General features: G+C 47.9%; 16 protein-coding genes. 15 read left to right on the top strand and 1 reads right to left on the bottom strand.

Features of this window, described 5'->3' with window-relative positions:
- Window positions 1-457 precede the first annotated feature (457 nt).
- The gene (nrdD, locus tag CUS_RS04745) at window positions 458-730 is read left to right on the top strand and encodes an anaerobic ribonucleoside-triphosphate reductase (protein WP_002847955.1); all 273 of its coding nucleotides are present in this window, start codon (window positions 458-460) and stop codon (window positions 728-730) included.
- A gap of 144 nt (window positions 731-874) precedes the next feature.
- Here the strand turns inward: nrdD and CUS_RS04740 are convergent, their stop codons facing one another.
- Window positions 875-2,263: a carbohydrate-binding domain-containing protein gene (locus CUS_RS04740; RefSeq protein ID WP_002847758.1), complete on the bottom strand. Its 1,389-nt coding sequence runs from the start codon at window positions 2,261-2,263 to the stop codon at window positions 875-877.
- A 263-nt stretch (window positions 2,264-2,526) separates the two neighbouring features.
- Here CUS_RS04740 and CUS_RS04735 point away from each other — a divergent pair, with 263 nt between their 5' ends.
- The 14 genes from CUS_RS04735 (at window position 2,527) to CUS_RS04670 (ending at window position 13,617) form a co-directional block, all read left to right on the top strand.
- Entirely contained in the window at window positions 2,527-3,555 is a 1,029-nt protein-coding gene (locus CUS_RS04735; RefSeq protein ID WP_002847803.1) for a diacylglycerol/lipid kinase family protein, read from the top strand.
- A gap of 193 nt (window positions 3,556-3,748) precedes the next feature.
- Complete coding sequence (locus tag CUS_RS04730) at window positions 3,749-4,609, top strand: pyridoxamine kinase (RefSeq protein WP_002847953.1); 861 nt, start codon at window positions 3,749-3,751, stop codon at window positions 4,607-4,609.
- Window positions 4,606-5,178, top strand: coding sequence for a tRNA (cytidine(34)-2'-O)-methyltransferase (locus tag CUS_RS04725; protein WP_002847823.1), 573 nt, complete (start codon window positions 4,606-4,608; stop codon window positions 5,176-5,178). Before CUS_RS04730 ends, CUS_RS04725 begins: the two co-directional genes overlap by 4 nt.
- Before the next feature lie 23 nt (window positions 5,179-5,201).
- Window positions 5,202-5,705, top strand: a complete 504-nt coding sequence (locus CUS_RS04720; protein ID WP_080559519.1) for a hypothetical protein — start codon at window positions 5,202-5,204, stop codon at window positions 5,703-5,705.
- 38 nt (window positions 5,706-5,743) lie between these two features.
- The gene (locus CUS_RS18535) at window positions 5,744-6,250 is read left to right on the top strand and encodes a hypothetical protein (RefSeq protein ID WP_002847906.1); all 507 of its coding nucleotides are present in this window, start codon (window positions 5,744-5,746) and stop codon (window positions 6,248-6,250) included.
- A gap of 1 nt (window position 6,251) precedes the next feature.
- Window positions 6,252-6,749 carry a hypothetical protein gene (locus CUS_RS04710; protein WP_002847872.1) on the top strand — a complete coding sequence of 166 codons (498 nt, stop codon included), beginning with the start codon at window positions 6,252-6,254 and terminating at the stop codon, window positions 6,747-6,749.
- Entirely contained in the window at window positions 6,746-7,237 is a 492-nt protein-coding gene (locus CUS_RS04705) for a hypothetical protein (RefSeq protein ID WP_002847825.1), read from the top strand. The genes CUS_RS04710 and CUS_RS04705 overlap by 4 nt, the downstream gene beginning before the upstream one ends.
- A 1-nt stretch (window position 7,238) precedes the next feature.
- Window positions 7,239-8,111, top strand: coding sequence for a DegV family protein (locus CUS_RS04700; protein WP_002847936.1), 873 nt, complete (start codon window positions 7,239-7,241; stop codon window positions 8,109-8,111).
- A 17-nt stretch (window positions 8,112-8,128) separates the two neighbouring features.
- On the top strand, window positions 8,129-8,872 hold the full coding sequence (locus tag CUS_RS04695; protein WP_002847847.1) for a hypothetical protein: 744 nt from the start codon (window positions 8,129-8,131) through the stop codon (window positions 8,870-8,872).
- Between the two features lie 41 nt (window positions 8,873-8,913).
- Window positions 8,914-9,441: a nitroreductase gene (locus CUS_RS04690; RefSeq protein WP_002847801.1), complete on the top strand. Its 528-nt coding sequence runs from the start codon at window positions 8,914-8,916 to the stop codon at window positions 9,439-9,441.
- 47 nt (window positions 9,442-9,488) lie between these two features.
- Window positions 9,489-9,830, top strand: a complete 342-nt coding sequence (locus CUS_RS04685) for a phenylpyruvate tautomerase MIF-related protein (protein WP_002847977.1) — start codon at window positions 9,489-9,491, stop codon at window positions 9,828-9,830.
- A 275-nt stretch (window positions 9,831-10,105) separates the two neighbouring features.
- Window positions 10,106-10,609 (top strand): hypothetical protein, encoded by a 504-nt coding sequence (locus CUS_RS04680; protein WP_002847927.1) that lies wholly within the window; start codon window positions 10,106-10,108, stop codon window positions 10,607-10,609.
- A 511-nt stretch (window positions 10,610-11,120) separates the two neighbouring features.
- The gene (locus tag CUS_RS04675; RefSeq protein ID WP_100084536.1) at window positions 11,121-13,391 is read left to right on the top strand and encodes a glycoside hydrolase family 95 protein; all 2,271 of its coding nucleotides are present in this window, start codon (window positions 11,121-11,123) and stop codon (window positions 13,389-13,391) included.
- Between the two features lie 19 nt (window positions 13,392-13,410).
- The gene (locus CUS_RS04670; protein WP_002847778.1) at window positions 13,411-13,617 is read left to right on the top strand and encodes a hypothetical protein; all 207 of its coding nucleotides are present in this window, start codon (window positions 13,411-13,413) and stop codon (window positions 13,615-13,617) included.
- Window positions 13,618-13,633 lie beyond the last annotated feature (16 nt).

Genomic DNA, 13,633 nt, shown 5'->3' with positions numbered 1-13,633 from the left:
GGAGTTTTGCAGTGGTCACACAAAAAAGCACCTCCGTTTTTCGGGGGTGCTTTGCTGTATGTACACTTAATGCACTATATATAGTGGTCGGATACTCGGATATAAGCGCGTGTTCAGGTGGGCGGAGAAGCATGAAGCCCCGCAGACATGGCGTTTTGACGCTGTATATGGAGTGAAGGACACCTTATTTTACATTCCGTCCGACCTGCCGCAAAAAAACGCATGAATATTATTATCGTCCGATTTTTAACAATGTTTGTCTTAGCCCGACAGTGCGGTCATGCAGATGGTTCAGCTAAACAAAACACCGTAAAATATGAACCGCCCTTTGTGAGGTGTTCCAAAAAAAACAGCGTGTTATTGTGCAACATTAATTACCAAATCGCTTGACAAATACTATATCTTGTGTTATTATAATATACGCAATACAACATGATGAAAGTGAGAGGAAAATACTATGATAAGCGTAAACGTTAAAAACGGTGTCCTCAGTGAGGAAGAGAAGCAGGCATATGTATCAAGGGCGCATGACCTTTATCCCGGTAAGGCTATAGACTCCATCGATATCTCACTTGACGGTGACTATGCTGATGTCGAGTATCACTTCTCGGCAGTTCCTTTTCAGAGGATAAGGAGAATAACAGGTTATCTGGTCGGCACACTTGACCGCTTCAATGATGCCAAGCGTCAGGAAGTTGAAGACAGAGTAAAGCATGGCATTGTAAGCTGATAATTATATAATTTGATTTTATTGCTTGAAGACCGTTCCGACAATAGTTGGGGCGGTTTTTTATGCGATTAAAGATAAAGCGCAGTCGGGAAGATATGTCCCGACTGCGTTTTATCTATATATGGGAGAAAATCATCTGCATAATTATGTCATCGAGAACATTTCGCCGCGTCTGCCGCCGCGCATGCCGCCTTGCATACCTTCCTGCATCTCGCCGCCCATCATGCCGCCGTGACCGCCCATTCCGCCGCCCATCATTGAAACGGGTATCTCGCTTACCTCTTCACCGTTGACGATTATAGTACCGCCGTTGAATTCGGCAGTGCCGTCATAGTCGAAAGAGGACATCTGTGCGGTAACATCAATAGTGCCGCCGTTTACTATTACCGAACCGTTGGCATCAACGCCGTCGGTGTCGCCCTGACCCATGACTATCGTGGTATAGCCGCCGTTGAACTCTATCGCAACATCGTATGCGGTACTCTTGTTTGTGGCGTTTATGCCGTCATCAGATGCGGTTATGTTTATAGTGCCGTCATTTATCTGCACGTAGGTAGCTTCTATGCCCTCGCTTGCGGTCATGTCGAAACTGCCGCCGTCTATCTGCGCGATGGTCGTTGCCTGTACAGCATCGCTCTTTGCATCTATCGAGAATGTGCCGTCCGCTATGTAGATATAGCCCTGCGAATCGTCCTCGTCATTCTCGCTGTGCAGACCGTCTTTGCCTGAAATAATATCGAATGTGCCGCCGCATATCCTTATGGAGTCGTTGGCTTCTACAGCATCAAGGGCTGAGGTGATATTGTAACTGCCGCCTGTGAACTTGACATCGTCCTTGCCTGATATGCCGTTGCCGTATGCCGAAGAGATGTTCAGCACGCCCATACCGTTGAACACGATGTCGTCCTTTGAGAATATGACTGCATCGGTGTTGGTGTCAGCATCAGCGGTAAAACTGCCTGTTACCGAGAGGGTGTTCTCACTGCCCTCAGCAGTGGTGATGAAGCACTTGTCGGCACTTACAACGTAAATCGCGGGGAAATCTTCGTTGGTGATGGAAACACCGTCCAGCACCAGCTGAACTTTCTCCTGACTGTCAGCTTCTACCCTGATGGTGCAGTTTTCAGCCGAACCGCTTATCACATAAACGCCGCCGTCTGTTATGCTTATGGTGTCATTGCTGCTGACGGTGATATACTCAGCCTCAGAAACATCGGCTGTCTGTTCGAGATCTCTTTCGCTGAACATGTCAGCGGTGTCGAGCATACCCGATGTGCTGCCCTCAAATGAAGCTGATACGATGTCTAAGCTGTCACCGTCATCGGTGAATGCTGACTTTATCTCGGTATCAGCGTTCTCAGTATCGCCTGCCGCGACTTTTTCGCCCGAAACTGTTTCGGTGGAAAGGTCGGTTGTTGTCTTTGTTGTTGTTTCTGCTGTGTTGTCACTGCTTACTGCCGACTCTGCGCATGATGCCAGAGAGAGTACCATTGTTATTGCTATCATAGCTGCGTAAATATTAGTCTTTTTCATAAGGTCTTACCTCGCTTTCTTTATGTTGACTAAAGTATACCGCACATGACTTAAACCAACCTAAAGCAGGCGGTGAAACTTCTGTGAAAAATATAGGCATTCGGTGAAAAACCTGCCGCGAAATTACCCCGTGTTATTAACAGATATTCTCTTGACAATGGAGGCTGTTAGTGTTAAAATCTAAATAGGTATATCCGCACAATAAAAGTGCTGACTTTTTCATCACATTCAACATTTGATTTTCTATAAGATGGAGGGATATAATGAAAAAACTGCTTTTTGTGTTCAATCCTTTTGCGGGAAAAGGGCAGATAAAGAACGAACTTTTCAATATAATAGATATATTCACCCAAGAGGGCTATGACGTTACCGTTTACCCCACACAATATGCAGGTGACGGCGGGCGAAAACTGCATGAGGAAGCAGGCAATTACGATCTCGTGGTAGCCAGCGGCGGTGACGGCACTCTCAGTGAAGCGGTATCTGCTATGATAGGGCTTGATAAGAAAGTCCCGCTGGGATATATACCCGCAGGTTCGACCAACGATGTCGCAATGTCACTGGGACTGCCCCGCAATCCCGTTGAGTGCGCCAACGCTGTCGCACACGGCGTTTTCTTTGACTATGACATCGGTCTGTTCAACGGCGACACGAATTTTGTCTATGTGGCGGCTTTCGGCGCTTTTACGGCGGTGTCATATGAAACTCCGCAGGAGTATAAAAACAAGTTCGGTCACGCGGCTTACATTGTTGAAGCGCTTCGCCGCCTTAATGAGATACGCGGCTATGACCTTGTTATCGAACATGACGGCGAAACTATCGAGGGCAGTTTTGCGCTGGGGCTTATATCAAACTCGCAGTCCATCGCGGGCATGAAGAATTTCATACAGCATGGTGTCTGCTATGATGACGGTCTTTTTGAGGTCTGCCTTATAAGGACACCAGGCAACCCCATAGTACTCAGCAGTATACTGGCAGATGCCGCCATAAACAAGCTGACAGGTCCGCATTTTGTGACTTTCAAGACTTCAAAACTGACTATAAAGAGCAAACAGCCGTTGGCATGGTCGCTGGACGGTGAGTCGGGCGGCGTGCATGACGAGGTGGAGATCGTCAACCTCAAACAGGCGATACGCCTTAAGATAGGCTTCAACGAGATAACTGCCGAGCAGGAATTTGTCAGAATGCAAGCCCCCGCCGAAAAACTGCTGAGGCAGAGCGCGGAAGAATACTTCAAAGTACAGGAAAAAACTGACAGTACGTTTGAAGATAAGGACGATACAGATGAATAAAGGTCACCTGCCGCTGTAAAAACAGTGAGCGGTATGACAAAATATAAATATGACTATCCCTTTAGCACACCACTGCAAAATACCTTTATCAATGAGGAAAAACTGAGTTGATGTTATCTTTCCCGATATAACATCGTTTATTTTGGTGTATCAGCGGGATGATCACAAATATAAATAAAAGAAGGTAAGTAAAATGAATGGCTGCAAAAGAGTTGCCGCTATACAAGACCTGTCAGGGCTGGGCAGATGCTCGCTGACAGTTATAATCCCCACACTCTCCGCTATGGGGGTGCAGGTCTGTCCTGTACCGACGGCGGTGCTGAGCGCCCACACGGGTTACAGTGAGTTCGTTATTCGCGACCTCACCGATTTCATACACCCCGCCCTTGAACACTACAAGCGCATGGGCACACATTTTGACTGCATTTACAGCGGTTTTCTGGCTTCGGCTGAGCAGATAGACCATTGTCTGGAATTTTTCTCTGCTTTTCCCGATGCGCTGAAAGTCGTTGACCCTGTGATGGGTGATGACGGCAAAAGCTATGCCACATATACGGGCGAACTCTGCAAGCGCATGGGTGAACTGGTGGCGGTGGCAGATATAATCACACCGAATATCACTGAAGCGGCGATACTTCTGGGTGAGGACTACCCCGCTAACCCGCTGGGCAGCAGCGATGCAAGGTCGTGGCTGGTAAGGCTTTCCGAACAGGGCGCTAAGACCGTTGTCATAACCAGCGTAAATCTGGCGGGCGGCGGCATGCACACCATCGGCTATGACAAGGCTACGAACAGCTTCTGGAAGATACGCAACGACTATGTAAGGGGCGCACACTATTCGGGTACGGGCGATATTTTCACCAGTGTGCTGATAGGTTCGCTGTTAAAGGGTGACAGCCTGCCCATAGCCATGAACCGCGCGACTGCTTTCAGTGAACTGAATGTCAAGATAACATACAGCTATCAGCAGCCGTGGACTGAGGGTCTTATGCTGGAGGGTCAGCTGCCGTGGCTTACAAGCTACCAGCAGTTGGACGATTATTCGATACTATGATGAAGCAGGATAACGTAAATGCCCTTTCGCCAGAACATCAGCCGCCCGAAAATTCCCCAAAAAGGGCACACAGGCTGAACATTGTGCTGGTTGAACCCCGCATACCGCAGAACACAGGCAACATATCCCGCACCTGCGCCGTAACGGGCGCGGCACTGCACATGGTAAGACCGTTCGGCTTTGAGATAGACGATAAAAAGCTGAAACGCGCAGGTCTTGACTACTGGGATAAACTGGATATATACTATTATGATAACTTGGAGGACTTCTTTGCGAAGAACGAGGGCGAGTTCTATTTCTTCACCACAAAGGGCAGAAAAGTACACTCAGATGCGGCGTACCCCGAAGACAAGCCCGTTTACATAGTTTTCGGCAGAGAAGATGCGGGTCTGCCCGAAGAACTGCTGTATGCACACCCCGAAGAATGCGTGCGCATACCCATGCGAAACACGCTGAGAAGCCTTAACCTTTCAAACTCGGTGGCGATAGCGACCTATGAGGTACTGCGTCAGTGGGATTACCCCGATCTCGGCAGAGAGGGAAAGCTGACAAAATATACCTGGGACTGAAAGTAAAAGAAAAGAACAAAAAAATGAAAAAAAAATACTGTTACGAATCGGACAAAGACCTTGAGCCGGCGGATGCACTGATTTTAGGTTCGTTAGCATTGTTTATCATAGCATTTATCAAACGTGATGCTATTGAAACAAAGGTATTCTTCACGCTGCTTGCCATATCGCTCGTGTTATTTATCTGCTGGATCATATATTTAAATCTTCAAGGATCCTTTACCGCTGACGACAAAGCTGTAACATTCGGCAAGTTCTCCAAAAAGAGGATAGAGTATTCTTCGATAAAAAGCATCGATATTTGCAGATCAACGAAAACACGCCGGAAAAACCACAAAAAATATGCAAAACTGGTCGAGTGGATCACCTTCCACTGTGAGGACGGCGATCATAGATTTGCGGGCGTACTGGTCCCGGAACGAGAATGCAGCTCGCCGGGTTCAGAAATGTCTATGTTTAAAGGCGACTGGTCTGTCAGCCCTTTTTGGCAGCTTAAAAGATACATCGAAGAACAAATGAAATTATAGGACAGGCTAAAGAAAAACTTACCAAAAGGAGAAACAAAATGAAAGAAAAATACAAAAAAGATACCATAAGCAGAAATAAAACTCCTCTGCTTGTTGCGTGCATCGTTTTTCTGGCGATAGCATGTGTTTTAAAAATCTACTCTGACAGGACTGGCAAAAACCTTGACCTGTACATGATCTTAAGTCTGGGTGCAATGTTTTACTGCGCACTGTTCCCAGTCTGGACATCGGTATTTACCGCAGATGATAACGCAGTCACATTCGGCAGAGTATTCAGAAAGAAAATACCATATTCTTCAATAAGAAGCATCGACATACAAACCGAAAAAAGAACATACCGCCGCAACAGACACGATTATTCATATGTTGCAGAAATAATAACTTTCCACTGCGAAGACGGCGATCATTCCTTTGCGGGAATGATAGAACCCTCCCGCAAAAGCCTGACATATGTACAAGGTTCAACGGGTGTCAGCGCAGAGGACAAGGCGAACAGCGCCTTTTCAAGACTGAAATACTTCATCGAAAGCAAGAGGTATCTCTGACATGAAAGAAAACTACAATCACGATTTTGCAAGCAAGGAAGATGGTCAGGTAATGGGCTGTTTGGGGACAATGGTCATCTTTGGCGTTCCATTGATTATCGCTGTGCTGATCGATGACACCATGATCGGCATGCTGTTCTTTATTCTGGTCTTTGCCATAATGCTTGTCATACTGTATACATGCAAGGCGAGTTTTTCTGCCGATGACCATGCCGTGACATTCCGCTATCTGCTGAAAAAGACAGTTATACCTTATGAAAACATAAAAAGCATAGAGGTAAATGCTGAGTTGCGGGAGATGCGCGGTCGCGGCGGGGTGAACAGGTATTATGCGGAAGTCATATCTTTTCACTGTGATGATGAAAAGGAATATGTTTTTGGCGGCAATCTGGATATAGACTTTGAAGCGATACTAAAAGACCCGAATTATCTGCAAAAGCAGACGGAGAACAGCAAATTCACAAGACTGAAAGCGTTTATTGAGGGCAAAATGGCATGAGAGAAGAATTTACTTATCCGTCGAATATGACTTATGTGTTTCTTTTCCCGACTTTCGTAGTGACCTTTGTATTTGTTATAGCGGCAGATAAAGATTGGTATGATGGATTTGCTGTCTTCGGGATACTGTTATTGTTGTGTTTCCTTATCTTATTGATATTATCCTTTGTGCCGTGTAGCTTTGATGCGCAGGAAAAGGAAGTCAAATTTATAAAAGCGTTTATAAAGACCGATGTTATAAAATACAGCGAGATCAGGAGCATGGAAATAAAGCGAGAGCATTATGATACAAGGAGCGGCACACACTGGCTGGAAACTATCTGCTTTAAACTTGATGACAGAGAACTAACATTCAGTTCAATAATGGATATAGACTATGACAAGCTGTCCGCTGACCCCGATGAACTCGGAAAACAGTTTGATAACAGCAAATTTTCGCAGTTAAAGCGTTATATAGAAAGTAAAATGAATATTCAGGAGGAAAACTAAGATGTCAAAGATCAAGATAATGACCGACTCAGCAAGTGATATATCTGCTGAGAACGAAAAGAAGTACGATATACATGTGGTATCGTTCAAGGTGGCGCTGGGTGATAACAGCTACACCAGCCGTGTCGATTTCGACAACGAAAAGTTCTATAAGATGATGGACGAGTATGACGGCATACCCATTACCTCGCAGATAACTGTCTTTGAATTTACCGAGCATTTCAAGGCGCTGTATCAGCAGGGGTACACCGATGTCATATATGTCAGCATAAATTCAAAGGGTTCTTCCACCTACAATAACGCTGTAATGGCGGCAGAACAGCTTTTTGAAGAGATTCCCGAAGCTAAGGGCAAGTTCAATATAATCAACATAGACGGCAAGGGCTACACGGGCGGTTACGGCTATGCGGTGGTGGAAGCCGCTAAAAAGGCGCAGAAAGGCGCATCTGTCAGCGAGATAGAGAGTTTTATCCGCGACTGGGTGGATAACTGCGTGATATTCTTTGGCATGTATTCGTTACAGTATGCGAAAAAGTCGGGCAGGATACCTGCGGCGGCGGCTTTTGTGGGCGAGATAATGGGTCTCAGACCTGTATCGCGCATACAGCATAACAGCATCACCACCGAGTCAAAGGTGCGCGGCGACAAAGCCCTTGTGCCGAAGATACTCGAACTGACAGTCGGTGAACAGATACCGAAGACACCCTACTGTGTAGTTTACGGCAGTGATGAAGCTGTGCGCGATGAAATGGTGCAGGCTATGACAAAGAAAGTCGGCTACCCTCCCGCTGATACCTACCGTATAGGTTCTGAGGTGGCAGTTAACGCAGGACCTAAGGTGGTCGGCGTTATATTCAAGTCGCAGAAAAAGTAAACAGCGGGGAAAAAGATATGAATGAAGAGAACAAAAGCATAAAAGGGACAAAAAGTTATATCGTTGAAACGTTGTTCATCGCGGTGGTGATGTTGCTTGCGGTGCTTCTCATAATATTGTTCGGTGCAAGCACAGGCTATGCGATAGCGGTGCTGGGGATCGTCTGGCTGCTGATGATGAGATCAAAGCGCAAAAAAGGCATCACAGACTGGCAGGAGAATACCAAGCGGATAATAATTTTCGTGCTGGCGGCGGGGCTGATGAACCTCTTCCCTTTCCTGTCTATGGCGAAAACAGGCGGCTGGCGCTACCCGTTTGAAAGAAGCTACGTGGAGATGCGCCACACTTCGACTCTGCCCGAATGGTTCCCGAAAGAACTGCCCGACAGCGCCAAAAACTGCCGCATGGATTATACGCCCTCGATAATGCAGGGTACAGGCTTCTTCACAGCAGGCTTTGAGTGCAGTGATGAAGAGTGCGCAAAGTGGGAAGAATTCGGTAAAGAGCGGGCGAAATATATCATACCGCTGGAGGAATATCAGACAGACGAAAGTTTTGACCCCGCAGGTTATGAAACTGAACTCGCGGTCAAGACAGATACATCAGGCTCACACGTTGAAGTTGGGAAGATGTCTGCGATCTGGGACGGAAATGAGAGCGGCGCAAAGATATATGTCATAAACACGAACCTCGATCTCAACCACCCGCACAATGAGGCAGTCATAGTCGGGAACGGCAGGGTACAGCTGTTCGCGGAATAAAAAAGCCCCCGATATTTCGGGGATAAAAAGGAGGACTTATAATGAGCAAAGTTATCGAAAACATGGTAACAAGACGAAGCGTGAGGGCTTTCACCGATGAGATGCCCACTGATGAGCAGATAGCCGAGATAGTCAAGGCGGGTACATACGCCGCCACAGGCATGAACAGGCAGTCGCCCATAATCATCGCCGTTACCAACAAGGCGCTTAGGGATAAGCTGGCTGTTATGAATGCAAAGTTCATGGGCAAGGACGAAAGTTTTGACCCGTTTTACGGCGCACCCGCAGTGCTGATAGTTCTGGCAGACAAGAGCGCTCCCACGTACATTTATGACGGAAGCCTTGTCATGGGCAACCTGATGCTTGCCGCCCACGACCAGGGATTGGGAAGCTGTTGGATACACCGCGCAAAAGAGGAGTTTGAAACCGATGAGTGCAAAGCTATCCTCAAAGAACTGGGCATAGAGGGCGACTATGAGGGCATCGGTCACTGCGTTATAGGTCACATCAAGGGCGACTACCCCGCCGACAAGCCCCGCAAGGAAAATTACGTTTACTACATAAGATAACAGACGAAAATACCCCGCTGAGGGTCATTATAAAGGAGGAATAGATCATGCCATTCATTGACATCAAGACAAATGTTGCAGTTACTTCCGCTGAGGAAGAGGTCATCAAGACCGCTATGGGACAGGCAATAACTGCCATACCGGGTAAGTCCGAAAGCTGGCTGATGGTGGGCATCGAGCCTGAATTCAAGCTGTATTTCAAGGGTACTGCCGATCCTGCCGCTATGGTGCAGGTGAGCATCTACGGAAGCGCTGACAGGTCTGCAAAGAACAAGCTGACAGGCAAGATATCCGAGATACTGGGCGACGAACTGGGTATCAGCCCATCGAGGATATATGTCAGCTATGCCGAAACAGCTGACTGGGGCTGGAACGGTGCAAATTTCTGATAAGGTAATATCAGTCGGGCGGCAGGTGACTGCTGCCCGAATTTTTTTGCAGAAAATGAGATTTGCAGAAGCGGTATTTTTGTGTATTCTTCCCCGCCGCAGGCGGTGAAGAATCATTTAACGCCATGATCTGCCAACGTAATGACTGTGCTGACCTCTGCATTTCCTTAAAGATGCTTTCTGTGGTTCGCAGAAAAAATTAGTTGAAAAATGCGGTCGGTTGTGATATACTTTAAACATCGCAAGGGACGAAAGTTTGAAAGGAGAGATGTTAAATGAAGATCACATCGGCAGAGGCTGCAAAGCTGTTAAGACAGTTCAACGAAGAGTTCAACACCATAGCCAACAAGGAGAGAAACTCCAAAGAATTCAATGCCGCAGTGGGCGAGGATATAGAAGAACTGCGCCCCGATTACAGCTACGAAGAAACTCGTGACGCGCTGGACGAGATAGATGCGAAGATACGCAAGCTGAAACATGCCATAAACGTGTTCAATACTGTCACTGAGATACCCGGTTTCGGTATGACCATCGACCAGGCGCTGGTGTACATACCTCAGCTGGGTGCAAAGCGCAATAAGCTGTACGGCATGATGAACGTCCTGCCAAAGCGCCGCTGTACTTCAGGCAGTTACAGCAATATAATCGACTACACTTACGCCAACTATGATGTTGAGCAGGCTAAGGCTGACTATGCAAAAACAGGTGAAGAACTTGCGAGGTTGCAGACAGCCCTCGATCTTGTCAACAGCACTGTGACTCTGGAAGTCGAGTTGTAAAAGTGAATAAGCAGTGCTCAGGCGGTCGGGAACCTGTCGGGCGCTGCTGAAAAGATTTTCCGCTGCCTCCTGCATTTTGAGATTTTTAACAGGTTCAGTTTTGAATAGGTTCGGGTTCAATGATATGAGGATCTAGGATGCTGACAGTTATTTTTTGTCGTTATATGTAAAGGTACAAGGTCTGTGTATGTAAACGGATACTTTCTTATAAGTAATTTAGCGCAGGTCAGGCAGAAAAGCTGCTGCCGCAGAAGCTCGGTCATAAGCGGCACGCCCGTCGGGGGAAACTCCGACGGGTGTTTTTTTGCATGTGTTTACTTTTGCGGCATGCAAAAATTGATTTTCGAGTAGTTTGTCTATTTTTGGTTGATTTTTGAGAACGAGTATGCTATAATAAGATATATATGTCTTTTTGTGTAATCCCAATTTGGTTGTGTATTGTTCCCCAATTTTGTATCATCAGCAATACATATCAAAATTGGGAGTTTGTGTGAGAATGGCGGTGCTTATGATGAGAAACAGAAAAATATGGTTCAAAGCCCCTGCGGAGGACTGGAACGTTGCTCTGCCTGTGGGTAACGGCAGGATAGGCGGCATGTGCTTCGGTCAGCCGCTTTATGAGAAGATACAGCTGAATGAGGATTCGATATTTTCGGGCGGACAGCGTAAGAGAAACAATCCGTCAGCGAGGGAGAACCTTGAAAAGGTAAGGCAGCTGCTTAAAGAAGAGAAGATAGCCGAAGCCGAAAAGATAGTGCTGGAGGCTTTCTGCGGCACGCCTGTAAATCAGCGGCACTACATGCCTCTGGGTGACCTTGTGATACAGCACCACCTTGAGAGCGAATGCGAATACAAGTGCAGGAGCCTTGACCTTGAAAATGCTGTCTGCACTGCGGAATATTCCATAAAAGGCGTGAATTACGTAAGGCGGGTGATATGTTCCGAGCCTGCACAGGTGATGGCGATAAACATCACAGCAGACAAGTCGGCAAGCATCTCGCTTAAGCTGACCCTTGACGGACGGGACGATTATTTTGATGACAACAGCCCCATGAACGATACAGACATACTCTACTACGGCGGCTGCGGCGGCGAGGACGGCATAAATTTCGCGGCGTATCTGCGGGTCATCGGTGTGGGCGGCAGCGTACACCGATGGGGCAGCAGCATCGTCACTGAGGACTGCGACAGCGTGACCATACTCATCGGTGTACAGACAAGCTACCGTGTCAGCGACTATAAAAAATCTGCCGAACTGGATGTTATCACAGCGGCAGAGAAAGATTTTGAAGAACTGCTGAAAGAGCATATCGAGGACTACCGAAGTTATTTTGACAGGACGGAGATAGTTTTTGATGAGGGCGGGAATGACAGCCTGCCCACTGATGAGAGATTGAAGCTGGTGAAAGAGGGCGGCGTTGACAACGGGCTGGTCAGCCTGTATTTCGACTTTGGCAGATACCTGATGATATCGGGAAGCCGCGAGGGTACGCTCCCGCTGAATTTGCAGGGCATCTGGAACAAGGATATGTGGCCTGCATGGGGCTGCCGATTCACCGTTAATATAAATACCGAGATGAACTACTGGCTTGCGGAAGTTGCTGATATGGGCGACCTGCATATGCCGCTGTTCGACCATATAGAGAGAATGCGCCCCAACGGACGGGCAACAGCAAGGGAGATGTATGGGTGCGGCGGATTTGTCTGCCACCACAATACAGACATCTGGGGCGATACTGCGCCGCAGGACTTGTGGATGCCCGGTACACAGTGGGTGACAGGCGCGGCATGGCTTTGCACACACATATGGGAACACTGGCTGTACAGCCGCGACAGAGAGTTCCTTGCAGAGAAGTACGATACGCTGAAAGAAGCATCGCTGTTCTTTGTGGATTTCCTAATCGACAACGGCAAGGGTCAGCTGGTGACCTGCCCGTCTGTATCGCCTGAGAACACCTATATCACGGCGAGCGGCGCGAAAGGTTCGGTCTGCATGGGACCCTCTATGGACAGCCAGATAATATACGAACTGTTCACAGCGGTGATAGAAGCGGGCGAGGTGCTGGGCATAGATGCCGATTACAGAGAGAAGCTGAAAGGTATGCGTGAAAAACTCCCGAAACCGCAGATAGGCAAGTACGGGCAGATAATGGAGTGGGCTGAAGACTATGACGAAGCTGAACCGGGTCACAGGCATATAAGCCAGCTGTTCGCACTATACCCTGCCGATATAATATCATACAGGAAGACCCCCGAACTGGCGGCGGCGGCGCGGGCGACCATAGAGCGCAGGCTGGCACACGGCGGCGGTCACACAGGCTGGTCGAGGGCGTGGATAATAAACCACTGGGCGCGTCTGCATGACGGTGTCAAGGTAAAGGAGAACATCGCGGCATTGCTGGAAAATTCAACATCTGACAATCTGTTCGATATGCACCCGCCGTTCCAGATAGACGGAAATTTCGGCGCGGCGGCAGGTATAGCGGAAAGCCTTTTGCAGAGTGAGTGCGGTGAGATAGAACTTCTGCCTGCGGCAAGCCCCGACTGGAAGAACGGTCATTTCAGAGGGCTGAGAGCGCGCGGCGGCTTTGCGGTAGACTGTGACTGGGCTGACGGCAAGCCTGTGAAGTGTGTTATAAAGTCCCTTAAAGGCGAAAAGTGCAGGCTGGTGATCCCTGACGGCTGTGAGATAAAGAACGCATCGGCAGAGTATGTAACATCAGGTGACTGCATCGAACTTAATATGAACGCAGGCGAAAGCGCGGAGATAGTTTTCGCATAAATACAGAGGAGATGACATTATGGAAGAAAAACCAAGAAAGATATGGAGCATCAGTCTGCTGGTCATAAGTATTGCGGCGCTGACAATAAATGTGTGCGATCTGGCATCGGTGGAACTGCCTGTCATCGTTAAAGCGGTGTGTGCGGCGGTCTTTGCTGTGGGTGTGCCTGCGGCGGCATACACGACAGTCAGGCTGTTTAAGCTGAGAAAGGCTCGGAAAGACTGAGCGGGTATTTGTGTAA

The organism is Hominimerdicola alba 8 (assembly GCF_000178155.2).
GTDB classification, from domain to species: domain Bacteria; phylum Bacillota; class Clostridia; order Oscillospirales; family Ruminococcaceae; genus Hominimerdicola; species Hominimerdicola alba_C.
Note: the sequence above shows the minus strand (reverse complement) of the source record. Positions and strands in the feature narration are given on the sequence as shown.